Below are 24464 nucleotides of genomic sequence, written 5' to 3'. Positions count from 1 at the left end.
GATGGGAAACAAGTGACACAACCTGCGACGCCAAGTCAGTGTCGCGCCTGAATAACGTCGGGCTCAGAGGCCAGTGCAGTCACTCCACCATGCCTATCCGTTCGATCTGTTGCACTAACGTACCACAGCTGATCAGAGCCTGCCCCGTTGCCAGGATCATCTGGGGCAGGATCATCCATTCCAGCGTCCAGGCAACGCCGGAACGTTCCTGCTCGTGCACCAGCGCCTGATGCATGCCCGAAAGTTGGGTTGCGTTGAAACGAGCAAGTGCGACCAGCAGTTCCGCGCGGACCGGGTTGCGCTTGTGAGGCATCGCCGAAGATCCGCCGCCACCTGCCAGCGAAACCTCGTCCACCCCCTGCTGGGCCATGAGCGACACGTCCTGACCGATCTTTCCCAGCGATCCGGTTATCAATGAAAGCCATGAGGCAAACTCTGCAAGATTGTCCCGGCGGGTATGCCAGTTTGCATCGCAGCTGGCCAGGCCAAGCCCACGGGCCACATGATCTGCGATTACCTGTCCGGACCCGTGCATCCCGGCGCGGTCGCCAACGGCGCCGCCAAGTTGCAGCACAAGCAATCTGGGTTGCAATTCGGTCAGGCGTTTCTGGTGATCGGCCAATGGCAACCGCCAGTTTTGCAGGCGCGTGGCAACTGTAATCTGCAATGCCGCCTGCATTCGGGTTCGCCCCGTCATCACGCGTTCGCCATGTGCCTGTTCCAGCGCCACAAGCGCATCTATCAGGTTTGAAAGGCGGGCCGAAAACACCTCCAGAATGTCCTTGATTGACATGACCAGAGCGGTGTCGACAACATCCTGCGACGTCATCCCCTTATGCAGCGCCACGTGGCAATGATCAGGCAATGCCGCTTTGAGCGACCGCACCAGCGCGGGCACCACCACGCCATCCAATGCCGTCCCGTCGCGCAGCGCCTGCATGTCGGGACGGTGTTGTCGGATAAGTTTTGCCGCGGTATCCACCACCTCTGCTGGTACGGTGCCGACCGCCGCCAAAGCCTCTGAATATGCGGCCTCGACGGCCAGCATGTGTCGCAGCTGAGCCTCTGCACCCAGCAACTCTGAGGTCTGTGGGTCCTCAAACAGCCCGCTGAGCCAGGGATGAGTGGAAAGCTGTTCCATCCTATTTGTGGCCTTTGAACGGAAGAGGGCGGATATCAATCGTCATGGCGCCAATTCTCCTTGCGCTCAAAGAGCCAAAATTTCGCGGGCCTGTTGCCATGTTGCGACCGGACGTTCGTGCTTTGCACATAGCTCGGTCACGCGATTGACCAGCGCAGCATTCGAAGGCGCAAGTGTAATCCGGTCCAGCCGGACATTGTCTTCCAGACCTGTTCGCGTGTGCCCACCCGCAGCAATGGCCCATTCATTTACCACAATCTGGTTTGGACCGATCCCGGCAGCACACCATTCAGCATCCGGTGCGCGATCCTGCATGGACTTCACGTAAAAGTCGAATACGGCCCTGTCGACCGGCATCGCGTTTTTGACACCCATGACAAACTGAACATACAGCTTGCCATAAAGCTTGCCTTCCTTGTGCAATCTGATCGCTTGCAGGATGTGGGACAGGTCAAACGCCTCGATCTCGGGTGTAACTTTGTATTTTTGCATCTCGGCTGATAGCCAGTCCACCAGGTCGGGTGGATTTTCATAAACCCGGGTGGGAAAGTTGTTCGACCCAACAGACAGCGAAGCCATGTCAGGTGACAGGGGCAGCATTCCGCCCCTTGCCTGACCGGCGCCTGACCGCCCACCGGTAGAGAACTGGATAATCATTCCGGGGCAGTGTTTTTGCAAACCCTCTTTGAGGAGGGCGAATTTCTCGGGGTCGCTGCTGGGTGTCTGATCATCGTTGCGAACATGGGCGTGGACAATGCTGGCCCCGGCCTCGAACGCCTCTTGCGTGCTTTCGACCTGTTCCGCAACCGAGATCGGCACCGCGGGGTTGTTCTTTTTGGTGGGCAGGGAACCAGTGATGGCCACGCAAATGATGCAGGGTTTGGTCATGGTGACTTCCTGAATTAAGTGCCGCCTTGGCAAGGCAGCACCAAGTAATCAGATATCAAAAAAGACGGTCTCATCTTCGCCTTGTATCTTGATATCGAAGCGATAGACAACTTGACCGTCCCGATTGGTGCGTCTGGCCAGCAGCGTTGCGCGGCGGCGTTCCCATTCGATGAGATTAAGGACCGGGTCCTTGCTATTGGCCTCTGCCTCGTCCTCGAAATAGATACGCGTATTCAGGCCGACATTGATACCCCGGGCAACAACCCAAAGGTTGATATGAGGCGCTTGCTGGCCCACGTTTCGTCCCGGTGTCGGACCGGGTTTGACTGTGTCGAACGCCCATTCGCCGGTTTCAAAGTTGGTGATGACGCGTCCCCAGCCGCGAAAGCCGTCTTCGACATCGCCGCCGCCCTCAGGATGGGCATAGACGCCCCTGGCATTTGCCTGCCAAGCCTCAAGCAAAACATCCTTGATGGGCGATCCTGCCCCGTCCACGACCAGCCCTTCGACCCTGATACGCTCACCCTCGGCATTTGGTCCGGCTATGTCCCAGCCCAATTCCTGCCTGTAGATTTCGAATCCGGCGGCCCCGGGTGCCAGGCCGATATGGACGTAAGGCCCAGCTGTTTGCGAGGGGGTTTCCTTCAGATAATTAAGCTGTTGCATCTTCAGTTCCCCTCCAGACGGTTTTCAAACAGGGTCGAGCGCCGACCGCGCAAAACCACGTCGAATTTATAGGCGATGGTATCCAGTGGGATCGTTGAATTCATGTCGAGCCGCGAAATCAGGCGGCTGATCGCATCGGCGTCAGGAATAGTTTTCACGATCGGACACCTGTCGATCAGCGGGTCGCCTTCGAAATAGCATTGTGTGATCAGGCGTTGCGCAAAACCTGTTCCGAATATCGACATGTGGATATGGGCGGGACGCCAGCTGTTCACCCAATTGCGCCAGGGGTAGGCCCCGGGTTTTACGGTGCGGAAGAAATAATACCCGTTTTCATCTGTCAGGGTGCGGCCGCAACCACCGAAATTGGGATCGATCGGTGCCAGATAGGTATCTTTCTTGTGACGATAGCGCCCACCTGCATTCGCCTGCCAGATCTCCACCAACGTGTTTGGCACCGCGCGTCCGTTTTCATCCAGCACCCTGCCGTGTAGAATGATACGCTCGCCAATCGGGCTTTTTCCGGGTTGCGCATAGTTCGAGATCAGGTCGTTATCCAGAGGGTCAACATCGTTGTCGCCAAAAACCGGGCCGGTGACCTCACTGATTGAGTTTTGCAGCGAGATCAGCGAATATTGCGGTGAACGGGTCACGCTGGTCTTGTAGTCGGGTGTCAGCGCAGGTGGGTGCCACTCGCGGTCACGCTGGTAGAAATCACCTTGTTTCAACATTGTCGGATCACACTTCCTTTTTGTCTGACTCGGGTTTCTGCGCGTTTCCCATTCAGTCCTGTTCCATTTGATCATAGGTCAGTTTTGCCAGTTTGAGGGCCTGATTGGCGCGTGGCACGCCCGCGTAAATTGCGACGTGCTGAAACGCTTCAAGTACATCCTGCTTGCTGGCGCCGGTACGGACTGTGGCGCGGATATGCATCGGGATTTCTTCGAAATTTCCCAACGCAGCAAGCAAAGCCAGCGTCAGCATGGATCTTTCTCGGTCACTGATCCCGTCCGAGGCCCAGACGGTGCCCCACGCGCCTTCGGTGATAAGCGTCTGAAATGGACCGTCCAGATCAGACTTGGCGTCTTCGGCGCGATCCACATGGGCGTCGCCCAGAATTCTGCGGCGCACTCGCATACCGGACTCGTATTTGTCACTCATTGCGGTTCTCCATCAGGAAGGCGGACAAGTGTTCAGCATAGGTGGCGGGGGCTTCCACGCATGGCAGGTGCCCGGTGTTGGGTATCTCGACATAGTGCGCTCCGGGGATCATAGCACAGGTCTGCCGGACCAGTTCGGGCGGGCAGGCGCGGTCATCTGATCCGGCGATGGCCAGAACCGGCAATCGCAGCGTCCGGGTCATGGATTCAAGATCAGCATTTGCAATGGCGTTGCAACATCCCAGGTACCCAGAAACAGGGGTACGCACCAGCATGTTGCGCCAAAGCAGCACGTTATCGGTTGCCCTGAAACCCGCCGCAAACCAACGGTCCAGAATTGCGTCTGCCACAGGCTCGATGCCGGACGACCGGATCGCGCCCATCCGGTCACGCCACATCTGCGCCGTCCCCATTTTCGTGGCGGTGTTGGACAGAACAAGGGCGCGGATCTGGTCCGGTCTGCGCGAAGCCAGCGCCTGACCGATCATCCCGCCAATAGACAGGCCGACAAACACCGTGTCGCGAACCCCGATATGGTCAAGCAAAGCCTCGGCGTCATCCGCCAGCTCAGCCATGCTGTAAAGCGCCTGAGGGCATTCCGACAGGCCGTGACCACGCAGATCGAACCGGATTAGGCGCAGGCCCTTGGGCAGCAAGGGCACAACCTTGTCCCAAAGGCGCAGGTCAGTTCCCAGCGAGTTGGCAAACACCACAGGCGTGCCATCTGGATCGCCATCCTCACGCCAATGCAGGTGAATGTTATCCAGCGCCGCAATCTGCATCAGTAGGGCAGCCCGACGTAGTTTTGTGCAAACACCGATTGCGCCTCTTTGTTTTCGCGCAGGAAATCAATGTCAGCCTTCTGCATTTTCAGGTCAAAGCCGTTCTGTTCCGGAAAACGGTGCAACAGATTGGTCGTGGACCAACTGAACCGCTCGGCCTTCCAGATCCGGGCCAGCGCTTTTTCGGAATAGCGGTCGATGCCTTCGCTGTCGTGGTCTTCATAGAATTGCAGCAGTGCGTTGTGCAGATAGTGGATGTCGCTTGCCGCTGTGTTAAGCCCCTTGGCCCCGGTGGGGGGCACGATATGCGCGGCATCCCCACACAGGAACAAACGGCCCCAGCGCATTGGTTCGGTCACGAAAGACCGCAGCGCCGCAATTGATTTTTCGACCGATGGCCCGGTGATCAGTGTCTCAGCATATTGCGCGGGGATCCTGCGTTTCAGTTCCTGCCAGAAGGCTTGATCAGTCCAGTCATCGGCACTGTCAGACAGCGAGCATTGAATGTAGTACCGGCTGAGGTTCTCATTGCGCATGGAACAAAGCGCAAAACCGCGTTCCGATCCGGCATATATCAGTTCGTCATGGACCGGGGGTGTTTCGGACAAAACGCCTAGCCAGCCAAATGGATAGACCTTTTCATATTCCCGGCGCACGGTCAGCGGGATGGTTTGACGCGACACCCCATGAAACCCGTCGCACCCGGCGACAAAATCGCAATCAATCCGGTGTCTGGTCCCATCTGCTTGATACGTCACATAAGGCGTATCGCTGTCAGCCCCGTGAATCTGAACATAATCGGCGTTGAAAGCGATCTTACCTCCCATCGCATCGCGGGCATCATACAGATCACGGGTTACTTCCGTTTGTCCGTAAACAACAACGTGGCTGCCGGTCAGCTCTTTAAAGTTAATGCCGAATTCGTTATCGCCGTATGAGATCACTGTGCCGTCATGGACAAAACACTCCTTGTCCATCCGCTCTCCTACACCGGCCTCGCGCATCAGTTCCACAAAACCGGTTTCCAGAATGCCGGCGCGAATGCGGCCCAGAACGTATTCTCTGGTTTTGCGCTCTAACACGATGGTGTCTATGCCTTTGCGGTGCAACAACTGGCTGAGCAAAAGACCTGAAGGTCCACCGCCGATGATCGCGACCTGAACGCGCATGTTGGCTCTCCTGATTTCGCGTATCTAATAATTGAACGCCATTTCTCGATATGTAAAATGAGTTCTGCTTGGACTTAGTTGCCGGAATTGGAAAGTAATGATAGATCGCCGCATCAAAGTTAGGCATATTCAATGTTTTATTGAGATATGTCGCGAGAAAAGCCTGAAAGTTGCGGCAGAGAAGCTGTTTCTCACGCAACCGGCGATATCCAAGACGCTTAAGGAGCTTGAGGATATTCTGGGCACTGTGCTGTTGTCCCGTAACCGGTCCGGTGTTTCTCTGACACGGCAGGGTGAAGTGTTTCTGCATTTCGCCGAAATGTCGCTGGCCGCTTTGCAGCAAGGCTTTTCTGGTGTGGAGCAGATCGAGGCGCGGGGCAGAGCCAGTCTCCAGGTCGGGGTGCTGCCTTCGGTTGCGGCCCGTTTGATGCCAGCCGTTGCCACTGAGTTTTCCGAACTTGCGGGCAATGCCCGACTGAGCGTTTTCGACGGTCCACATGGCCATTTGATGGAGCGTCTTCGTCTGGGCGACCTGGAACTTGTTATCGGGCGGTTGGGTCGCCCTGAAACCATGCAGGGCATTTCCTTTACCCAGCTTTACGAGGAGAAAGTCGTCTTTGTCGTGCGCGCGGATCACCCGCTGCTGAAAGCCCCCGATCTCAGGCGGATTACCGAGTGGCAAGTGCTTTACCCGCCTGAAGGATCGGCAATTCGGCCCTTGGTGGATCGCCTCATGATCGCGCATGGGATTGGTGAAATCGAAGATCGTCTGGAAACTGTCTCGGGTGCTTTCGGGCGGGTGTATACCCGGCAGACCGAGGCGATCTGGATCATCTCGGCGGGGGTGGTCGCCAATGAAATCAGCGATGGCCACCTTGTGGCGCTGCCGTTTGATACGTCGATCACACGCGGGCCCGTTGGGCTGATGCGTCGGCCTGACCAGGTCCTGTCACCTCAGGCGCAGGTTTTCGGGTTGGCTTTGGACAATGCAATTGCGAGGTTGGGCTTGTCGCCTGATGGTGCGACCTCTGATAACTAAGGCTGGTCCATTCTGCCGGGGTGGCGCTAGGACAGGAGCACAAGATGGATGACAAGGAACGCAGAATCCGTGAGGCAATTATCGAGAAATGCCTTTTTCTGAATTCCAGCGGTCTTAGCCAGGGCACATCCGGCAATATCTCGGCCCGATACGAGAACCGGATGCTGATCACACCTTCGGCGACGCCATATGACAAGCTGACCCCCGAGATGATCGTCTCAATGCCATTTGATGGAGAGTATGGGACCTGGGATGGCCCGCTCAAACCTTCGACCGAATGGCGGTTTCACTTCGACATTCTCAAGACCCGCCCCGATATGGGCGCGGTGGTCCATGCACATCCGACCTATTGCACGGCGCTGGCGATTGCACACAAAGAAATCCCGGCAGCGCATTACATGGTCGCGGCCTTCGGCGGTCCCAATGTTCGCTGCGCACCCTATGCGCGCTTTGGAACGCCCGAGCTGTCGGAGCTGGCGATCGAAGCGCTGCAAGGTCGAACCGCCTGTCTGCTTGGAAATCATGGGTCCATTGCCATGGGAGAGGACCTGGACAAGGCCATATGGCGCGCAGTCGAGCTGGAAACCATTGCCCGTCAATATTACCTTTCCCTGACCCTCGGTCCGGTGATCCTGACCGATGAACAGATTTTCGAAACGCTATCCGGTTTCGCTTCTTATGGTGTTCAGGGCGACTACTAGGACGTCGCAGCAGGTACTGCTAAGAAGCAAAATGAGCCTGAACAGACCTGACTGCCAAGATGGCTGCGCTGAGGGGCGGTATATTGGGCTCAATTCCAAAACGTCGCGACGTGATCAGGAGGTTTTCGCCTGTCGGCGTTGGTGTCACGCATCTGGCCATTCGCGCGGATACGGCTGCCTATTGATTTATTGCCGCGCGTAAAGAAGATGTAAGGTCAAAGCAAAAGAGTTCCGCAAGCGGGTAGGTATGGTAAAAATAAGAAATATGGAGGAGTTCGCGGCCCTGAGCGGGATTTCTCGGCCAACGGTTTCCAAATATTTCCACGACCCGGAAAGCGTTCGTTCCTCTACGCGGGCGCGTATCGAAGAAGCATTGGAAAAGTTCGATTACCGTCCAAATATCTATGCGGTGAACCAGAACCGAAAGCTGACCAAGAATATCGGTATCGTTGTTCCCTATCTTGCCGATCCATTTTTCGCCGAGATGGCCAGATACCTTGAGCAGAGTTGTATTGTCGCCGGGTATCGTCCATCTCTTTTCAGCTCGCACGGTGAGCAGGAACTCGAGAACGATATACTCGACAGCCTGCGGTCGCTCAAGCCGGCCGGAGTACTGTTTGCTCCTTTGGGGCGCGGGTCGGACCGAGCTCACATCGAGAAATTTTGTGCCGAGGTGCCAACAGTTCTGTTTGACAGCAACCTCGAAGGTTTGGGTGCAGCCTTTATAGGGTCGGACAATTTCAGTTTTGTTTCCCAAACCGTGGAATACATGACCCGGACGGGTGAACCTCCGTCTTTCTTTGAAATGCGCACGCCAGCAAACCCAAACGCCAACAAGCGACGCAAGGCATATATTGAGGTTATGGAACGTCTGGGGTTCGAACCCCATGTCATAAAAATCGATGGTGAAGGCTGGGCGTTTGAAGAGATCGGGCATCAGGGTGCTTTGAGAGTGTTGGAGAAAGGTGCTCTCAGGACGAACTCGGTTTTGTGCAGCAATGACCGTCTTGCGATCGGATTTCTGGCAGCCTGTTATGAGCAGGGGATTCGGGTTGGGCGAAAGGAAGATTGCTCACTCCGTGTCGCATCAAATGACGACCACCCCTTTGCAAAATTTACCTGCCCATCGCTGACAACAGCTGCGCATGATTATGACAACGTGGCTGGGCGCAGTGTGGATACCTTGTTTGAACTCATTGAAAGCGGCGGAAAATTTGACGACCGGACGGAGACTCTGTTTCCTGCGCGGCTTGTCTTGAGAGAATCCGCGTGAATTAAAACTTAACGCGCGTAAAGTTATTATTGACGCCGCGACAATTTATAAACTAGGGTCTCTGTACAGCATCCAAGCTCAGGGAGGACAGGGATGTATTTGAAGAACGCACTTCGTGCGGCGACTGCGTTGACTTTCGTCGCTACGGCAGCAGCCCAAGCGGAAACCATCACGATCGCGACCGTCAACAATGGCGACATGATCCGGATGCAGGGCTACACAGACGATTTCTCTAAAGCGACCGGCATCGATGTCGAGTGGGTGACGCTTGAAGAAAACGTACTGCGTCAGCGCGTGACCACCGACATCACGACCAAGGGCGGTCAGTTCGATATCATGACCATCGGCATGTACGAAACTCCGATCTGGGGCGCGAACGGCTGGCTGGTACCGCTGGACGGTTTGTCCGATGAATATGATGTTGGTGATCTGCTGCCTGCGATGGCAGGCGGGTTGAGCCATGATGGCACGCTTTACGCTGCGCCGTTTTATGGCGAAAGCTCGATGATCATGTACCGCACCGACCTGATGGAAAAGGCCGGTCTGGAAATGCCCGAAGCACCTACATGGCAATTCATCCGTGAAGCTGCGGCTGCCATGACCGATCGTGACAACGACATCAACGGCATCTGCCTGCGTGGTAAGGCAGGTTGGGGTGAAGGTGGTGCGTTCATTACGGCCATGTCCAACTCGTTTGGTGCACGTTGGTTTGACGAAGACTGGAAGCCGCAATTCGACCAGCCCGAATGGGCTGAAACGCTGAATTTCTACGTTGGAATGATGTCGGAATCCGGACCGGCCGGATATGCCACCAACGGCTTCAATGAAAACCTGTCGCTGTTCCAGCAGGGCAAGTGCGGCATGTGGATCGATGCGACAGTTGCAGCCTCTTTCGTGACCAACCCCAACGACTCGACAGTGGCGGATCACGTTGGCTTTGCTCTTGCGCCAGACACCGGTTTGGGCAAGCGGTCCAACTGGCTCTGGGCCTGGGCGCTGGCCATTCCAGCGGGCACACAAAAACAGGATGCAGCCAAACAATTCATCGAGTGGGCCACGTCCAAGGACTATATTGAACTGGTTGCCGCAGCCGAAGGTTGGGCGAACGTGCCGCCGGGTGCGCGCAAATCGCTGTACGAAAACCCTAACTATCAGGAAGTTCCATTCGCTCAGATGACGTTGAACTCGATCCTGTCTGCCGATCCAAGCAACCCGACAGTGAAGCCGGTGCCTTATGTTGGCGTTCAGTTTGCGGCAATTCCGGAATTTGCAGGTATCGCCACGCAAGTCAGCCAGGAGTTCTCGGCCGTCTATGCCGGACAGCAAACGGTGGATGAGGCGCTTGCCAAAGCGCAGGCCTTCACAGCAGAAGAGATGGAAGCCGCAGGGTACTGAGGCAACCTTCCCAGCGGGGGGCAGACCTTCTGCCCCCTGCTCCCACTTCCACAATTCGTGTTTTTCTCGCAGGCTGCCTTACGCCTGAACAGAGAGGTCTTGCACAATGGCAACTCAACATTCCAGATCAGTTGCACGCCTGATGATGGCACCCGCAGTGGTGCTGCTGCTTGGCTGGATGCTCGTGCCGCTGACGATGACCCTGTATTTTTCCTTCAAGAAATACCTTCCCTTGCGGGGCGGTGATCTCGGATGGGTGGGTTTCGACAACTATATCCGGTTTGTTTCGTCCAGTTCGTTTTGGCCTGCGGTACAGGCAACGCTTGTCATTGTTATCGGCGTGTTGGCGATTACGGTCCTACTGGGCATCCTGCTGGCGATGCTTTTAGATCAACCGATGTGGGGCCAGGGGGTGGTGCGCATCCTCGTTATTGCACCATTCTTTGTTATGCCGACTGTGTCAGCTCTGGTCTGGAAAAACATGTTCATGGACCCGGTCAACGGGTTGCTGGCCCATCTGTGGCGTTTTTTCGGGGCTGAACCGGTCTCGTGGTTGTCCGAAGCTTCAATGACTTCGATTATCATGATCGTGTCGTGGCAATGGTTGCCATTTGCGACACTGATCCTTTTGACTGCAATTCAGTCGCTGGATAGTGAGCAACTGGAAGCTGCTGAAATGGATGGCGCACCGCCGCTCAAGCGGTTCTACCACATCATTCTGCCGCACCTGAGCCGTGCAATCACAATCGTAATCCTGATCCAGACAATCTTTCTGCTTTCGATCTTTGCCGAGATTTTCGTCACCACCGGTGGCGCGTTCGGCACCCGTACACTCACCTACCTGATCTTCCAGCGCGTTTTGGAAAGCCAGAATGTCGGTCTCGGATCAGCCGGAGGTGTCTATGCGATCATTCTCGCCAATATCGTTGCGGTCTTCCTGATGCGCATCGTCGGCAAGAACCTGGACGCGTGAAGAGGTAAAACCATGGCCCGCACCGTTACAATCCAACGCAAGTCGCTGAACACTGCCCTGGCCTGGGCCGTCGGTCTGCTGATCTTTTTCCCGATCCTCTGGACCATCCTGACCAGCTTCAAAACCGAAGCACAGGCTATCGCAAGCCCGCCACTGTTCCTGAACTTCGACTGGACGCTCGAGAACTATGCTATCGTGCAGGAACGCTCGAATTACATGCGTTTCCTTTGGAACTCGGTCATCATTGCAGGTGGGTCAACCCTGTTGGGTGTGATCATTGCCGTACCGGCAGCATGGGCAATGGCGTTTGTTCCTTCGAAACGTACAAAGGACATTCTGCTTTGGATGCTCTCTACCAAGATGTTGCCGGCAGTCGGTGTCCTTTACCCGATCTACCTGCTGTTCATCCGTCTGGGGCTGCTTGATACACGAGGTGGATTGGTCGTCGTGTTGATGCTGATCAACTTGCCGATCATCGTCTGGATGCTCTACACCTACTTCCGTGAAATTCCCGGTGAAATCCTTGAAGCCGCACGGATGGACGGGGCGACACTGAAAGAGGAAATCCTGCACATCCTGACACCCATGGCTGTTCCGGGCATCGCTTCGACTGTTTTGCTGAACTTCATTCTTGCCTGGAACGAGGCGTTCTGGACCCTCAACCTGACAGCCGTTGACGCGGCCCCGCTGACCGCATTTATCGCCAGCTATTCCAGCCCCGAGGGCCTGTTCTTTGCCAAGCTCAGCGCGGCTTCGACAATGGCGATTGCACCGATCCTGATCCTTGGCTGGTTTAGCCAGAAACAACTTGTCCGCGGCCTGACTTTTGGCGCTGTGAAATAAGGAAAACTTATCATGGGACGTATTCAACTCAGGTCCGTGACCAAAAGCTTTGGCGACGTACAGGTTATCCCGCCACTGGATCTGACCATCGAAGACGGAGAGTTCACGGTGTTCGTCGGGCCATCGGGTTGCGGCAAGTCCACTTTGCTGCGTCTGATTGCGGGGTTGGAGGACATCACGTCAGGTTCCATCGACATTGACGGGGCCGACGCGACAAACGTACCACCCGCAAAACGCGGTCTGGCGATGGTGTTCCAGTCCTATGCCTTGTATCCGCACATGTCCGTTCGCAAGAACATCGCCTTTCCCTTGCGCATGGCAAAACTGGATCAGGCCGAAATCGACAAACGTGTGAAAGGGGCCGCGCAGGTTCTGAACCTGACCGACTATCTGGATCGCCGCCCCGGCCAGCTGTCCGGTGGCCAGCGTCAGCGCGTTGCTATCGGGCGTGCCATTGTCCGTGAACCCGCAGCGTTCTTGTTCGATGAGCCGCTGTCCAACCTGGACGCTGCGCTGCGCGTTGGCATGCGGTTGGAGATCAGCGAGTTGCACGAACGGCTGGCGACCACCATGATCTATGTGACCCATGATCAGGTTGAAGCAATGACGATGGCCGACAAGATCGTCGTGCTTCAGGCTGGTGTGATCGAGCAGGTCGGAAGCCCGCTGGACCTGTATCGTACGCCACGAAACCTTTTTGTCGCCGGGTTCATCGGTTCGCCCAGGATGAACTTTATCGAAGGCGAAGAAGCTGCAAAACACGGCGCACATACAATCGGCATCCGCCCCGAACATATTGCTGTGTCCGAGAGCGACGGAACCTGGAGCGGTGTTGTAGGCGTGTCCGAGCATCTTGGATCAGATACGTTTTTCCACATACATGAAACCGGTCTGGCGGAAACAATCACGGTGCGAGCAGACGGAGAGGTTGGATTTAGGCATGGCGACCGCATCTACCTGTCACCACGTGCCGACGTGCTTCATCGTTTTGACGCGCAAGGGCTGCGGATCGAATGAAGCGACTGGACGGAAAAACCGCGCTTATCACTGGTGCTGCGCGTGGAATCGGGCTGGCCTTCGCAAAAGCTTACGTCGCCGAAGGTGCGCGTGTGGCCATTGCCGACATAGATTTCGCGCGGGCGCAATCCGCAGCCTCGGAAATCGGTGACGCTGCAATGGCGGTCGAAATGAATGTTGTTGATCAGGACAGCATCGACATTGCTGTTGCGCGCGCAGTGGATCAGTTCGGCCAGATTGACATTCTGATCAACAATGCTGCCGTTTTCTCAGCAGCGCCAATCATCGAAATCGACCGCTCCGATTACCAGCGCGTTTTTGATATCAATGTTTCGGGCACCTTGTTTACAATGCAGACCGTTGCGCGGCACATGATCGACGCCAATGTCAAAGGCCGGATCATAAATCTGGCCTCACAGGCTGGTCGGCGTGGCGAACCTTTGGTCGCCGTTTACTGCGCCAGCAAGGCTGCCGTAATATCTTTGACGCAGTCAGCGGGGCTCAATCTGATCGCTCACGGGATAAATGTGAATGCGATCTCGCCCGGTGTTGTTGATGGAGAGCATTGGGACGGCGTCGACGCCTTCTTTGCGAAGTACGAAAATAAAAAACCGGGGCAGAAGAAGCGTGAAGTTGCATCAGCGGTACCGTTCGGCCGTATGGGACGGGCCGAGGATTTAACCGGGATAGCGGTGTTTTTGGCGTCTGATGAAGCGGAATACATCGTGGCCCAGACTTACAATGTCGATGGCGGAAACTGGATGAGCTGATGACCCCTTTGGCGGACATAACACCGGTAGAGCTGTGCCTCGAACGCCTCGGATCGCTTCCTGCGGATGTCAAAATACCCGGATACCGGCGTGAAGACCTGACCCCTGGAATTGTTCATATTGGGCTTGGGAATTTTCACCGTGCGCATCAGGCATGGTACATACACAGGCTGATGCAAAAAGGGTTGGCCCTCGACTGGGCGATCATCGGGGCGGGCGTTCGGGCCTATGACGCGGACATGCGCGAAAAGCTGATTGGGCAAGACTGTCTGACAACTTTGATCGAGCTTGACCCGTCCGGTGTTTCTGCCGAAGTCATCGGCCCGTTGATCGACTATCTGCCCATTGAACCCCGAAATGCACCTCTGATCAGGAAAATGTCCGATCCCGCCATTCGGATCGTGTCCCTTACCGTTACTGAAGGCGGCTATTTTCTGGATGCCAAGTCGGGTGCTTTCGACGTGGACCACGATGATATTCGACACGACGTGCAAAACCCGCAACAGCCTCGCACGGTCTTTGGTGCCATAGTGGCAGCACTTGGCAATCGCCGTTCTGCCGGACATCTGCCCTTTACGGCATTAAGCTGTGACAACCTTCAGGGCAACGGTACCATCCTGCGCAATTGCGTTGTTGAACTGGCGCGCCTTACGGACCCTGATCTTGCGGATTGGATCGATCAGAACGGGGCGTTTCCGAATTCGATGGTGGATTGCATTGTCCCCGCCACCACTGATCATGTCCGATCCCAGACCCGCGCCCAAGGAATTGAAGACAGCGTTCCGGTGTCACACGAGAATTTCCGCCAATGGGTGATTGAAGATGATTTCTGCGCCGGGCGGCCGATGTTGGAGAAAGTCGGCGTAACGATCACCAAAGACGTGCACGCATTTGAAACCCTGAAACTGCGCATTCTGAACGGCGGGCACCAAATTCTGGCGAATGTGGGCGAGGTTCTGAACATCCCCACAATCGCGGACTGCATGAACGACCGGGAGATTTCGGCATTCTTTCTGAAAGTCCAGACCGAAGAAATTCTCCCTCATGCCAGTGCGGTTCCCGGGATGACGCCTGAACAGTATCTGGATCTGGTCAAACGTAGGTTTTCGAACACGGCTATTCATGACACCACGCGGCGCGTGGCCTTTGATGGGTCTGCACGACACCCCGGATTCTTGCTCCCGTCCCTTCGCGATGCACTGGCCTCGGGTACATCTGTCACCGGGCTGGCGCTCGTTGAAGCTTTCTGGTGCCGGATGTGCGCCGGTCTGCGTGAGGACGGATCAGAGATTGCGCCCAATGATCCCATCTGGAGCGATTTGCAGAGTGCGGCCCTTACCGCCAGGGAACAGCCCGAAAAGTGGCTTGAGGCAGCAAACCTATACGGAAGTACTGGCCGTGAAGCCCAGTTCGCAGAAGCCTTCATACGCTGGTTGCCACGGATTTGGCAGCACGGAAGCCGGACGACGATCAAAAGCTATCTGAATGCGCTTTCCTGACGGATGTGATCTCGGTTCAGGTGGTTTCCATTATAGAACTGGTCGCAGGCTTTGAATTTCCGGTTGTCCGATCGAAAACTGCCATAGGCGTCAATCTTTGGATTTCCGCACGATATATACGCCTGCGAGGCAGAGAGCGAAGCCAAGGGCGATGCGCCAGGTGACCGGCTCGCCCAGGATCATCCAGGCCAGTGCAATTGCCAAAGGTGTGACAAGGTAAAGCAATGTGGACACGCGGGTCGCGTCGCCGCGCTGAACAAGTGCGACATAGAGGCTGATCGAGATCAGGGAATTGGCGATGACCAGATACGCAAGGGAAAGGATCAGGTTTGGATGCCAGGTGACTTCCATCGTTTCGGTCGCCATTGCGATGGGAAGCAGCACGGCAAATCCGATCACATATTGAACAGCAGCACCCAACACTGGGTCGCTGCGCCGCCCGTGACGTTTTTCCAGCAAAGTGGCGGCGGTCAGGCCGACCAATGCACTAACCGCAAGCAGCCCGGCGGAAAGAGGCACTGCGCTGGTCTTGTCAAAGACGCTGATTGCAACCCCCGCAAAACCCAGCGCCAGGCCAACCCTCATCACGGGCCGTCCACGCGCTTCTCCGACCAACGGAGAGAAGGCGGCGACAAGGGCGGGCTGCAAGGCCATCACGATGGCAGTGGTGCCGGCACCCAACCCCTGTTTCATCGCCTGATAGGCCAGACCGAAATAAACACACTGAATAAGAAACCCACTTGCCGCCATAGCGGCCCAGTGCGCCGGATCACGCGGCAGGGCAGGGCGGAACACCGCCAGCAGCGGCAGAAGACACAGAACAGCCAGACCATAACGGATCGCAAGCATGGTCATAGGTTCCACATAGGGCAGCCCCAGCTTGGCAAAGCTGTAGCCACCCGCCCAGAACAGCACGAACAGAACCGGTGCACCCAACCAGAATATCGATACCGCGCGGGCCGAGGTCATCATCTATTCCAGCTTCGAAGATAATCGCCCAAGCATATCAAGGCATTGGGCCATCTGGTCGACCGAGACGTATTCATCAGGTTTATGCGCCTGATCGATTGATCCGGGGCCGCAGACAACGACGCTCATCCCCAACTGCTGGAATATCCCGGCCTCGGTGCCGAAAGGTACAACGTCGGCGCCATTTGCCCCTGTCAGTTCCATCACAAGGTCACGCGCCTCGTTCTCGTCCATTGGCTCCAGCCCGTCGACCTCACCGATTACTTCGGTCTTGATACCGGCACCGGGATGAACAGTCTGCATTGCCGGGATCAGGGTTTGCGCGCAAAACCGGTGCAGTTCGTCTTTGACGTAATCCGCATCCGCCTTTTGCACTGGTCGCATCTCCCAATCGACCCGCGCCTTACCGGGGATCACATTATGGGCCACCCCGCCCACCAACGTACCGGTATTGATTGTTGTCCATGGCGGGTCGAACGGGCTGTTTGCCGGTGCTCGCCCTTGCAAATCAGCCTTCAGCGCCAGCAGTTTCGACACGTATTGCACCGCGTATTCGACTGCGTTAACGCCGCGCTCGGGGGCCGAGCCATGGCCTTCGAACCCGGTAAAATGCGCTGTATATTCATAGCAACCCTTATGGCCTTCGATGATGCGCATCGAGGTGGGCTCGCCGATGATGACCACAGCGGGTTTGATCGCTTTCTCCCGCAGGGTCTTGGCCAAAGCCTGCGCGCCAAAACAGCCGATTTCTTCATCATAGGTAAAGGCAAAATGCACCGGGCGCTGAAGGTCCAGCTTTGCGTAATACGGGGCCATGACGACTGCCGCCGCTATAAACCCTTTCATATCGCAGGTTCCGCGCCCAAACCACTTGCCGTCCCGCTCCTCCATCACGAGCGGGTCCGAGGACCAGTCCTGATCGGCGACAGGCACTACATCGGAATGGCCTGACAGAACGATACCACCGTCGCGCTTTGGGCCCAATGTGGCAAAAAGATTGGCTTTGGTGCCGGTTTCATCATGCCATATTTCAACCTCTGCACCGCAATCGCTCAACCGGTCCGCGAGGTGTTTGATCATGTCCAGGTTGCTGTCTGACGAAACCGTGGGGAAGCTGATCAGTTCGCCCAGCAGGGTCTTGGCGTCTTCGAGGGTGCTCAAGGCTTAGTCTTTCACAAAGAGCTTTCGCTCGATATTGCACAGGGCTTCGGCGGGGCCGTTTTCAGTGATAAGAATGGTTTCCGTGGTCTCAAGCCCCCAGCTGTCCATCCATAGCGCAGGCATGAAATGGAAAACCATGCCCGGTTGCAGAATGGTCTCGTCTTCGGCGCGGATCGACGCTGTCCGTTCGCCCCAATCTGGCGGATAGCTCAGGCCGATAGGGTATCCCATGCGCCCCTCCCGTTCGAGTCCGTGACGGGCAAGAACCTTAAGAAAAGCGGTTGCAATGTCGCTTGTCCGATTGCCAGCCCGTGCAGCCTCTAAACCCGCCGCTATCCCTTCGATCTGCGCGCGTTCCGCGTCCCGCATTTCTGGCGGCGGAGTGCCAAGAAATACCGTGCGGCAAAGCGGAGCGTGGTACCGCCGATAGCAGCCTGATAGTTCGAAAAATGTTGCCTCACCTTCTTTCATCGGCGCGCCATTCCATGTCAGGTGCGCGGCAGTGGCATCCAGCCCTGAGGGTGTCAAAGGGACAATGGCCGGGTAATCCCCCCAATCATCCTCAACCCCGGTAATCCCGGCATGAAGGATATCTGCGACAAGGTCGTTCTTGCGCACGCCCACCGCGGCGCGATCAATGGCCGTTTGGATTACTTTTTCGGAAATCCGGGCCGCCTTTCTAATAAAGACAATTTCTTCTTCCGACTTGATCAGACGCTGCCAGTTCACAAGTGCCGTCGCATCCACCAGCGTCGCTTCGGGCAATTCCTTGCCCAAAACCTCGTGTGCCTTTGCGGAATAGTAATAGTTCTCCATCTCAACGCCGATGCGGGCGGTGCTCAGCCCGAGTGCGCGAATGTGGCCAGCCAGATCCTGCATGGGATGGCGTATGGTTGATTGAACGTAGTGGTCTGCATAGCCGCGAATGTTATCCCTGGACATCCAGCATGTGCGCAACCCACCCAATGCATCCATCTGGCGTCCCCACCAAATCGGCTCACCTTCCATGCCGAGCAATACGCCCTGATGCACGTAAAAGGACCAACCATCATAGCCAGTCAGCCAAGCCTGGTTCGAAGGGTCGGTGACAAACAGTAGCTCTAGCCCCGCTTTTTCCATAGCGCTTCGGGTCTTGGCGATCCTGCGGTCATATTCCGCTTGGCTGAAGGGGGCGTGTTCAATCGGCATGGCATCCTCGGAGGCTGGATATGACACGTACTTGAGCGCAATCTTTCCAATTTGTACACAAATGAACTTGTAAGCGATACCTGAACCGAAACCCCTATTAGAAGTTAATGGGTTATCTAACGAGGAGATCATGGTACGGGTACAGGGTATTCGCCCTCAGCATCGAAGGACGCAGTAGAATAGAGCGCTGGAAGCATGCGAAGTCCCTGTTCGGCGGTTAGTGCGTTTCCGAAACCGCGCCAAAAGTCATGAGCCACCGAGGGTCATGAGAAATTTCTTCAGACCTCATCTGATCGCGGTTTTCGCGGGCCAATCGACTATTTGTGCGGTTTTATGCTGCGCCTGAGCGAGGATCGGCATTTCTCCGCTGGATATGATTGCAAGACGGCAACGGTGGAACCTGATCTCGCGCGCGGCATGGTGCAGGGGGTCGGTGTCTTGGGGCACAGTGAAGGCTCGCTGCCAAACCCCAGATGTCCAAGGACTCAATCAATGCTACACACTGCGCCCACCTGTCGAGAGGCGGCCCCTTGTTTCGATGCATGTCGATCCAGCGCGCTCGACACCAACGGCATTCTCAATTCAACGCGTGCCGCGTCCCCTGTGGTGAACGAGGCAGAGTGTCAGAGCCTGCGCAACTCGGCCGGTCAGAGGAAAGCGCGCAATCTTTGGGGAATGGTTGCGTGGGGTTTGTTGGTGATAGTCCAAATCGCTGCGTACGCCGCCATGTTCTATGGCGTGTTGGTTATGCATATCTCGCTGCTTCCCTACGTATTTCTGGTTGCACTGACAGTCTTATTCTGGCTGGGCTACGATTGCATTCGCGATATGCGCAAGGATGCTTCATCAGCTAACGGTCAAAGTTAGATTCCTTTCTTACCTGAATGACTTCGGGTCAATGACAGTCGATATCTGTGGCCAAACCGCCGGGCCCAGTGGAATGTAAGTGTTGCCCTTCGTGATTTCCTTGGGGCAGGGCGCTTTCAGGTTCAAGACACGCCCTGGCAACAGGAATCTTTCACGAAAGTCAGTGACAGAGCCGGTTGACAACAGGTTTTGTATTTTGGATACATTTGTCAGGGATATCGCAACGACCTGTATTGTCACTGAACGCTCTGACGACAAAGAGCCCTGCGATTGTCTTGCCAAGTCCATTTCTGGGAGAAAATCATGAAACTCAATCTTCTGGCCGCAACCACGGCAATAGCCCTGTCGGGTGCCGTGGCACAGGCAAATACCCTGGTGTATTGTTCCGAAGGTTCACCCGAGGGGTTTGACCCTGCACTGTTTACCGCAGGGACTACCTTTGATGCCTCGTCGCATCCCATTTATAACCGGTTGCTTGAATTCGAAACCGGTACAACCAATGTGATCCCCGGTCTGGCTGAAAGTGTCGAGGCCAGTGATGATGGCCTGGAATACACGTTCAAGCTGCGCCAGGGTGTTAAATTCCATTCGAATGACGAATTCACCCCGACCCGAGACTTCAACGCTGATGACGTAATCTTTTCGTTCATGCGCCAAAAGGACGAGAACCACCCCTATAACCAAGTGTCTGGCGGCACGTGGGAATACTTCCAGGGTATGGGGATGCCGGATCTGGTCTCTTCTATCGAGAAGATTGATGACTACACGGTGAAGTTCACCCTGTCCAAGCCAGAGGCACCCTTTGTTGCGAACATGGCGATGGATTTTGCTTCGATCATGTCAGCCGAATATGGCGATGCTATGATGGCTGCCGGAACGCCTGAAAAACTGAATACCGCGCCCATCGGGACCGGGCCTTTCTCGTTCGTGGCCTACCAGAAAGACGCGGTGATCCGCTATGCGGCCAATGGCGACTACTGGAAGGAACCGGCGCAGGTCGAAAACCTGATCTTTGCCATTACGCCGGACGCGTCTGTTCGCTACCAGAAGCTGAAGGCTGGCGAATGCCATGTGATGCCTTACCCGAACCCGGCTGACATTCAGGCGATGAAGGATGATGCAGACATCAACATGATGGAGCAGGAAGGGCTGAACGTCGGGTATCTGGCTTACAACACCACGATGGCGCCGTTCGACAACCCCAAGGTTCGCAAAGCGTTGAACATGGCGATCGACAAACAGGCGATCATCGACGTGGTTTTCCAGGGCTCGGGCCAGGCTGCCAAGAACCCGATCCCGCCAACCATGTGGGGCTATAACGACGCTATTGTGGACGATGCCTATGATCCCGAAGCGGCCAAGGCCATGCTTGATGCCGAAGGTGTCTCGGACTTGTCGATGAAGATCTGGGCGATGCCTGTTCAGCGCCCCTATAACCCCAATGCCCGCCGCATGGCCGAGCTGATCCAGGCGGATTTTGCCAAGGTTGGTGTGGGCGTCGAAATCGTCTCATACGAATGGGGCGAATACCTGTCACGCTCGAAAGAACTGAACCGCGATGGTGCTGTTTTGCTGGGCTGGACCGGGGATAACGGCGATCCGGACAACTTCCTGGCCGTTCTGCTGGGCTGTGACGGGGTCGAAGCATCTAACCGTGCACAATGGTGCCACCAGCCGTTCGAGGATCTGATCCTGAAAGCCAAGCAAAGCACCGATCAGGCCGAGCGGACCAAGCTGTATGAAGAAGCGCAGGTCGTGTTCAAAGAGCAGGCCCCATGGGCAACCATTGCTCACTCGGTTGTATTCATGCCGATGAGCAACAAGGTGCAAGGCTACAAAGTGCACCCGCTGGGCGGCCACATCTTCTATGGTGTGAGCGTCGAGTAAGCCACCACTCACTCACCGGAGCCGCCTGTTTGGCGGCTCCGGCTTTCTTATTGAGGAGGTCGGCCTGAATGCCGGATCTGTCCGAATATCGTCAACTGGCACGGGACCTGTCAGTCGACGCAGTAGCTCTTGTGCCTGGCCCGAACTTCACCCGCGCTTTGGGAAAAGCTTTCATGAGCCACGAGCGGCCTTTCGTGGTTATTGTCCCGGCTGAGGGACAGGCCGCAGCGATTGTGCCCAATCTGGAACTGGCGCCATGGGATCTTGTAGGGTTCGAGGGCGCTGTTTTCGATTGGCGCGATCAGACCGGTTATGATGATGCGTTTACTGCTTTGGCCGCACATATGCCGATCCGCTCTCTTGCGGTGGAAGGTCAGGTGATGCGGGTTTTTGTCTCTGTGGCTTTCACACGTGCTATGCCGGACTTGCGGATCGTTGACGGTGAACGCGAAATCTCGGGCCTGCGCATTATCAAAACCGATGAAGACATTGCTGCGATGCAGGCGGCCATCGATATCTCGGAACGTGCTCTGGGTCGTGTGATTGCAGATGTGCGCGTCGGTCAGACTGAAAAACAGGTCGAGCAGGCCCTGATACAGGCGCTGTTTGCAGAAGGAGCCGAGTCTCTGGCGTTTTCGCCAATCGTTGCGGCTGCCGACAACTCTGCACGGCCGCATGGGAAAGCACGCAGCGACTACCAGATCAGGGCAGGCGACGCGTTACTGTTCGATTTCGGCGCCTGCAACGATGGTTTTGCCGCTGACATCACGCGAACCTTCTTTGTTCAAGACGTATCGGACGAGGGTAGGGAAGTCTACGATACCGTTCTGCGCGCCAACAAAGCCGGGTTCGAAGCTTGCCGCCCGGGTGCAACGGCCCATGACATCGACGATGCGGTCATCAGCGTGCTCGAGGCCTCGCCATTTGCGGATCGTATACGTACCAAAACGGGCCACGGGCTTGGCCGGGATGTGCACGAGGCACCTTATATCATGCGCGGAAACCACCAGAAAATTCTGCCGGGCATGGTCTGGACGAATGAACCAGGTCTCTACGCGCTCGAAAGTTTTGGCGTTCGCATCGAAGATGACGTGCTTGTCACTGTGGATGGTTGCCGGTCGCTGACCCATTTCCCCAAAGAGCTTACAGTCATAGGTCGCTGATGTTTGGTTACTTACTCACCCGCATTGGCCTGTTCGTCCCGACTTTTCTGGGCGTGACGTTGATCTCATTCATGTTCATCCGGGTGTTGCCGGGTGATCCGATCATCGTCATGGCCGGCGAGCGTGGCATGACTGAAGAACGCTATCAGGAAATGGTAGAAAAGCTGGGTTTCGACAAACCGGTGTTGCAGCAATACTGGGAATACCTTGCCGGAGTTTTGCAGGGCGATCTCGGCGAAAGCTTTGTCACAAAAAAACCGGTCTGGGAGGAGTTCTTTTCGCTGTTCCCCGCGACAATGGAACTTTCGCTCTGCGCCATGATCTTCGCCATCGCATTGGGTCTGCCTGCCGGTGTGATTGCGGCGGTGAACCGGGGGAAGTTTTTTGACAGGGCACTGATGTCTTCGGCATTGGTCGGGTATTCGATGCCCATCTTCTGGTGGGCGCTGCTGCTGATCATCGTGTTTTCGGGCAATCTTGGCTGGACACCGGTGTCCGGTCGGATCGACCTGCTTTATTACTTCCCAAGTGTCACTGGCTTTATGCTGATCGACAGTCTTTTGTCCGGGCAGGAAGGCGCATTCGGGTCGGCCGTTCGTCATCTGATCCTTCCGACGATTGTGCTGGGTACTATTCCGCTGGCAGTGATCGCGCGTCAGACCCGGTCGGCGATGCTGGAGGTTCTGGGCGAGGATTACATCCGCACTGCACGTGCAAAAGGGTTGTCGCCGACCCGGGTAAACGGGCTGCATGCGCTACGTAACGCGCTGATACCGGTTGTCACGGTGATCGGGTTGTCGGTTGGTACGTTGCTGGCGGGGGCAATTCTTACTGAAACCATCTTCAGCTGGCCGGGCATCGGCAAGTGGATGGTCGATAGTATTTTCCGCAGGGATTACCCGGTGGTGCAAGGGGGTTTGCTGATGATCGCGGTGATCGTGATGCTGGTGAACCTGCTGGTCGATGTTTTGTACGGCATCATCAACCCCAAAATCCGGAGACGATGATGACCGAGCTTTCGTCGAACCAGCCAATGGCCGAAAATCGTCCCAGCGCACTGCGAGAGTTCTGGTACTATTTCAGCGAAAACCGCGGTGCCGTGATCGGGTTGTGGGTTTTTGCCGCCTTTGTGTTCTGTGCGGCCTTTGCCCCTTTGTTGGCCCCCTATGATCCGACCGAACAGTTCCGGGACCATATCCTGCAACCCCCTGCCTGGCAGGAAGGCGGAAGCTGGGCCTTCCCGTTGGGCACCGATCCTTTGGGCAGGGATATGCTGTCGCGGCTGATCATGGGTTCACGCTATTCCTTCTTTGTGGGGATCGTTGTGGTCTGTGTTGCCGTAACGGGCGGCGTAATGGTCGGCCTTCTGTCGGGTTTTGCGCCCAAATGGGTTGATACGTTGATTATGCGGGTGATGGACATCGTCCTGGCTTTCCCGTCTCTGCTGCTTGCCCTTGTTCTGGTCGCCATTCTGGGCCCATCACTGACCAATGCGATGATCGCCATCGCCATCGTGTTTCAACCGCATTACGTGCGCCTGACCCGCGCGTCGGTTCTGGCGGAACGGCAGAAAGACTATGTGACCTCGGCCCGTGTGGCCGGTGCTGGCAAGTCGCGGCTGATGTTCATCACGGTATTGCCCAACTGTCTGGCGCCAATCATCGTGCAGGCGGCCCTGTCTTTTTCGACTGCCATTCTGGACGCGGCGGCCCTTGGGTTTCTGGGCATGGGCGCGCAGCCCCCCACGCCGGAATGGGGCACCATGCTGGCTGAAGCGCGCGAGTTCATCCTGCGCGCATGGTGGGTTGTAACCTTCCCCGGTCTCGCGATTCTGGTCACCGTGCTTGCCATCAATCTGATGGGTGACGGGTTGCGGGATGCGCTGGACCCGAAACTGAAACGGAGCTGATCGC

At 56.2% G+C, this 24464-nt stretch carries 25 protein-coding genes; 15 read left to right on the top strand and 10 right to left on the bottom strand.

From position 1 onward, the window contains the following. Positions 1-79 precede the first annotated feature (79 nt). The 7 genes from ACR0D9_RS18975 to pobA form a co-directional block, all read right to left on the bottom strand. Positions 80-1141 carry a 3-carboxy-cis,cis-muconate cycloisomerase gene (locus ACR0D9_RS18975; protein ID WP_480539857.1) on the bottom strand — a complete coding sequence of 354 codons (1062 nt, stop codon included), beginning with the start codon at positions 1139-1141 and terminating at the stop codon, positions 80-82. Between the two features lie 66 nt (positions 1142-1207). Beyond that, the gene (locus ACR0D9_RS18970) at positions 1208-2029 is read right to left on the bottom strand and encodes a 3-oxoadipate:acetyl-CoA acetyltransferase (RefSeq protein WP_480539856.1); all 822 of its coding nucleotides are present in this window, start codon (positions 2027-2029) and stop codon (positions 1208-1210) included. Between the two features lie 48 nt (positions 2030-2077). Continuing rightward, a complete protein-coding gene (gene pcaG, locus ACR0D9_RS18965) occupies positions 2078-2695 on the bottom strand; it encodes a protocatechuate 3,4-dioxygenase subunit alpha (protein ID WP_480539854.1) in 618 nt (205 codons plus the stop codon). Between the two features lie 2 nt (positions 2696-2697). Further along, positions 2698-3426 (bottom strand): protocatechuate 3,4-dioxygenase subunit beta, encoded by a 729-nt coding sequence (gene pcaH / locus ACR0D9_RS18960; RefSeq protein WP_480508246.1) that lies wholly within the window; start codon positions 3424-3426, stop codon positions 2698-2700. 52 nt (positions 3427-3478) lie between these two features. After that, positions 3479-3856, bottom strand: a complete 378-nt coding sequence (gene pcaC, locus ACR0D9_RS18955) for a 4-carboxymuconolactone decarboxylase (protein WP_480508248.1) — start codon at positions 3854-3856, stop codon at positions 3479-3481. Then, complete coding sequence (gene pcaD / locus ACR0D9_RS18950; RefSeq protein WP_480539852.1) at positions 3849-4637, bottom strand: 3-oxoadipate enol-lactonase; 789 nt, start codon at positions 4635-4637, stop codon at positions 3849-3851. Before pcaD ends, pcaC begins: the two co-directional genes overlap by 8 nt. Continuing rightward, entirely contained in the window at positions 4637-5806 is a 1170-nt protein-coding gene (pobA, locus tag ACR0D9_RS18945) for a 4-hydroxybenzoate 3-monooxygenase (protein ID WP_480539850.1), read from the bottom strand. Before pobA ends, pcaD begins: the two co-directional genes overlap by 1 nt. A 97-nt stretch (positions 5807-5903) precedes the next feature. Between pobA and pcaQ the strand changes: the two genes are divergently transcribed. From pcaQ to ACR0D9_RS18895, 10 genes are all read left to right on the top strand, one after another. After that, on the top strand, positions 5904-6845 hold the full coding sequence (gene pcaQ / locus ACR0D9_RS18940; protein WP_480539848.1) for a pca operon transcription factor PcaQ: 942 nt from the start codon (positions 5904-5906) through the stop codon (positions 6843-6845). Positions 6846-6889: 44 nt separating this feature from the next. Continuing rightward, a complete protein-coding gene (locus ACR0D9_RS18935) occupies positions 6890-7546 on the top strand; it encodes a class II aldolase/adducin family protein (protein ID WP_480539847.1) in 657 nt (218 codons plus the stop codon). A gap of 59 nt (positions 7547-7605) precedes the next feature. Then, a complete protein-coding gene (locus ACR0D9_RS18930; RefSeq protein ID WP_480529140.1) occupies positions 7606-7731 on the top strand; it encodes a hypothetical protein in 126 nt (41 codons plus the stop codon). Between the two features lie 62 nt (positions 7732-7793). Continuing rightward, positions 7794-8819, top strand: coding sequence for a LacI family DNA-binding transcriptional regulator (locus ACR0D9_RS18925; RefSeq protein ID WP_480488813.1), 1026 nt, complete (start codon positions 7794-7796; stop codon positions 8817-8819). Between the two features lie 93 nt (positions 8820-8912). After that, positions 8913-10214, top strand: a complete 1302-nt coding sequence (locus ACR0D9_RS18920; RefSeq protein ID WP_480484636.1) for an ABC transporter substrate-binding protein — start codon at positions 8913-8915, stop codon at positions 10212-10214. 106 nt (positions 10215-10320) lie between these two features. Next, on the top strand, positions 10321-11187 hold the full coding sequence (locus tag ACR0D9_RS18915; protein ID WP_480488815.1) for a carbohydrate ABC transporter permease: 867 nt from the start codon (positions 10321-10323) through the stop codon (positions 11185-11187). Between the two features lie 12 nt (positions 11188-11199). Then, positions 11200-12030 carry a carbohydrate ABC transporter permease gene (locus ACR0D9_RS18910; RefSeq protein ID WP_480539845.1) on the top strand — a complete coding sequence of 277 codons (831 nt, stop codon included), beginning with the start codon at positions 11200-11202 and terminating at the stop codon, positions 12028-12030. 12 nt (positions 12031-12042) lie between these two features. Further along, a complete protein-coding gene (locus ACR0D9_RS18905) occupies positions 12043-13047 on the top strand; it encodes an ABC transporter ATP-binding protein (RefSeq protein WP_480488819.1) in 1005 nt (334 codons plus the stop codon). After that, the gene (locus ACR0D9_RS18900) at positions 13044-13817 is read left to right on the top strand and encodes an L-iditol 2-dehydrogenase (protein ID WP_480484639.1); all 774 of its coding nucleotides are present in this window, start codon (positions 13044-13046) and stop codon (positions 13815-13817) included. The genes ACR0D9_RS18905 and ACR0D9_RS18900 overlap by 4 nt, the downstream gene beginning before the upstream one ends. Further along, entirely contained in the window at positions 13817-15316 is a 1500-nt protein-coding gene (locus ACR0D9_RS18895) for a mannitol dehydrogenase family protein (RefSeq protein WP_480488821.1), read from the top strand. Before ACR0D9_RS18900 ends, ACR0D9_RS18895 begins: the two co-directional genes overlap by 1 nt. Before the next feature lie 90 nt (positions 15317-15406). On the opposite strand, the gene ACR0D9_RS18890 is transcribed toward ACR0D9_RS18895, so the two are convergent. Genes ACR0D9_RS18890 through ACR0D9_RS18880 form a run of 3 tightly spaced genes read right to left on the bottom strand, consistent with a single transcriptional unit; the run spans position 15407 to position 18634 of the window. Beyond that, the gene (locus ACR0D9_RS18890; protein WP_480539843.1) at positions 15407-16285 is read right to left on the bottom strand and encodes a DMT family transporter; all 879 of its coding nucleotides are present in this window, start codon (positions 16283-16285) and stop codon (positions 15407-15409) included. Between the two features lie 3 nt (positions 16286-16288). After that, positions 16289-17446: an acetylornithine deacetylase gene (gene argE, locus ACR0D9_RS18885; protein WP_480539841.1), complete on the bottom strand. Its 1158-nt coding sequence runs from the start codon at positions 17444-17446 to the stop codon at positions 16289-16291. Between the two features lie 3 nt (positions 17447-17449). Continuing rightward, positions 17450-18634: a M24 family metallopeptidase gene (locus ACR0D9_RS18880; protein ID WP_480488824.1), complete on the bottom strand. Its 1185-nt coding sequence runs from the start codon at positions 18632-18634 to the stop codon at positions 17450-17452. A gap of 492 nt (positions 18635-19126) precedes the next feature. On the opposite strand from ACR0D9_RS18880, the gene ACR0D9_RS18875 reads away from it, so the two are divergent. The 5 genes from ACR0D9_RS18875 (at position 19127) to ACR0D9_RS18855 (ending at position 24460) form a co-directional block, all read left to right on the top strand. Beyond that, positions 19127-19501 (top strand): hypothetical protein, encoded by a 375-nt coding sequence (locus ACR0D9_RS18875; RefSeq protein WP_480488825.1) that lies wholly within the window; start codon positions 19127-19129, stop codon positions 19499-19501. Positions 19502-19804: 303 nt separating this feature from the next. Then, positions 19805-21388: an ABC transporter substrate-binding protein gene (locus tag ACR0D9_RS18870; RefSeq protein WP_480488827.1), complete on the top strand. Its 1584-nt coding sequence runs from the start codon at positions 19805-19807 to the stop codon at positions 21386-21388. Between the two features lie 68 nt (positions 21389-21456). Further along, a complete protein-coding gene (locus tag ACR0D9_RS18865) occupies positions 21457-22551 on the top strand; it encodes a M24 family metallopeptidase (protein ID WP_480539839.1) in 1095 nt (364 codons plus the stop codon). Beyond that, on the top strand, positions 22551-23558 hold the full coding sequence (locus ACR0D9_RS18860; RefSeq protein WP_480477613.1) for an ABC transporter permease subunit: 1008 nt from the start codon (positions 22551-22553) through the stop codon (positions 23556-23558). Before ACR0D9_RS18865 ends, ACR0D9_RS18860 begins: the two co-directional genes overlap by 1 nt. Continuing rightward, positions 23558-24460 carry an ABC transporter permease subunit gene (locus ACR0D9_RS18855; protein ID WP_480488831.1) on the top strand — a complete coding sequence of 301 codons (903 nt, stop codon included), beginning with the start codon at positions 23558-23560 and terminating at the stop codon, positions 24458-24460. Before ACR0D9_RS18860 ends, ACR0D9_RS18855 begins: the two co-directional genes overlap by 1 nt. Positions 24461-24464 lie beyond the last annotated feature (4 nt).

The organism is Ruegeria sp. AK11 (assembly GCF_056541095.1).
The sequence above is the reverse complement of the archived record's forward strand: the minus strand, read 5'-3'. Positions and strand labels throughout refer to the sequence as shown.

Bases quoted from the DNA above. Each gene is read 5' to 3' on its own strand.
- ACR0D9_RS18975 (WP_480539857.1), bottom strand. From the start codon at position 1,141: ATGGAACAGCTTTCCACTCATCCCTGGCTCAGCGGGCTGTTTGAGGAC.
- ACR0D9_RS18970 (WP_480539856.1), bottom strand. From the start codon at position 2,029: ATGACCAAACCCTGCATCATTTGCGTGGCCATCACTGGTTCCCTGCCC.
- pcaG (WP_480539854.1), bottom strand. From the start codon at position 2,695: ATGCAACAGCTTAATTATCTGAAGGAAACCCCCTCGCAAACAGCTGGG.
- pcaH (WP_480508246.1), bottom strand. From the start codon at position 3,426: ATGTTGAAACAAGGTGATTTCTACCAGCGTGACCGCGAGTGGCACCCA.
- pcaC (WP_480508248.1), bottom strand. From the start codon at position 3,856: ATGAGTGACAAATACGAGTCCGGTATGCGAGTGCGCCGCAGAATTCTG.
- pcaD (WP_480539852.1), bottom strand. From the start codon at position 4,637: ATGCAGATTGCGGCGCTGGATAACATTCACCTGCATTGGCGTGAGGAT.
- pobA (WP_480539850.1), bottom strand. From the start codon at position 5,806: ATGCGCGTTCAGGTCGCGATCATCGGCGGTGGACCTTCAGGTCTTTTG.
- pcaQ (WP_480539848.1), top strand. From the start codon at position 5,904: ATGATAGATCGCCGCATCAAAGTTAGGCATATTCAATGTTTTATTGAG.
- ACR0D9_RS18935 (WP_480539847.1), top strand. From the start codon at position 6,890: ATGGATGACAAGGAACGCAGAATCCGTGAGGCAATTATCGAGAAATGC.
- ACR0D9_RS18930 (WP_480529140.1), top strand. From the start codon at position 7,606: ATGGCTGCGCTGAGGGGCGGTATATTGGGCTCAATTCCAAAACGTCGC.
- ACR0D9_RS18925 (WP_480488813.1), top strand. From the start codon at position 7,794: ATGGTAAAAATAAGAAATATGGAGGAGTTCGCGGCCCTGAGCGGGATT.
- ACR0D9_RS18920 (WP_480484636.1), top strand. From the start codon at position 8,913: ATGTATTTGAAGAACGCACTTCGTGCGGCGACTGCGTTGACTTTCGTC.
- ACR0D9_RS18915 (WP_480488815.1), top strand. From the start codon at position 10,321: ATGGCAACTCAACATTCCAGATCAGTTGCACGCCTGATGATGGCACCC.
- ACR0D9_RS18910 (WP_480539845.1), top strand. From the start codon at position 11,200: ATGGCCCGCACCGTTACAATCCAACGCAAGTCGCTGAACACTGCCCTG.
- ACR0D9_RS18905 (WP_480488819.1), top strand. From the start codon at position 12,043: ATGGGACGTATTCAACTCAGGTCCGTGACCAAAAGCTTTGGCGACGTA.
- ACR0D9_RS18900 (WP_480484639.1), top strand. From the start codon at position 13,044: ATGAAGCGACTGGACGGAAAAACCGCGCTTATCACTGGTGCTGCGCGT.
- ACR0D9_RS18895 (WP_480488821.1), top strand. From the start codon at position 13,817: ATGACCCCTTTGGCGGACATAACACCGGTAGAGCTGTGCCTCGAACGC.
- ACR0D9_RS18890 (WP_480539843.1), bottom strand. From the start codon at position 16,285: ATGACCTCGGCCCGCGCGGTATCGATATTCTGGTTGGGTGCACCGGTT.
- ACR0D9_RS18880 (WP_480488824.1), bottom strand. From the start codon at position 18,634: ATGCCGATTGAACACGCCCCCTTCAGCCAAGCGGAATATGACCGCAGG.
- ACR0D9_RS18875 (WP_480488825.1), top strand. From the start codon at position 19,127: ATGCTACACACTGCGCCCACCTGTCGAGAGGCGGCCCCTTGTTTCGAT.
- ACR0D9_RS18870 (WP_480488827.1), top strand. From the start codon at position 19,805: ATGAAACTCAATCTTCTGGCCGCAACCACGGCAATAGCCCTGTCGGGT.
- ACR0D9_RS18865 (WP_480539839.1), top strand. From the start codon at position 21,457: ATGCCGGATCTGTCCGAATATCGTCAACTGGCACGGGACCTGTCAGTC.
- ACR0D9_RS18860 (WP_480477613.1), top strand. From the start codon at position 22,551: ATGTTTGGTTACTTACTCACCCGCATTGGCCTGTTCGTCCCGACTTTT.
- ACR0D9_RS18855 (WP_480488831.1), top strand. From the start codon at position 23,558: ATGACCGAGCTTTCGTCGAACCAGCCAATGGCCGAAAATCGTCCCAGC.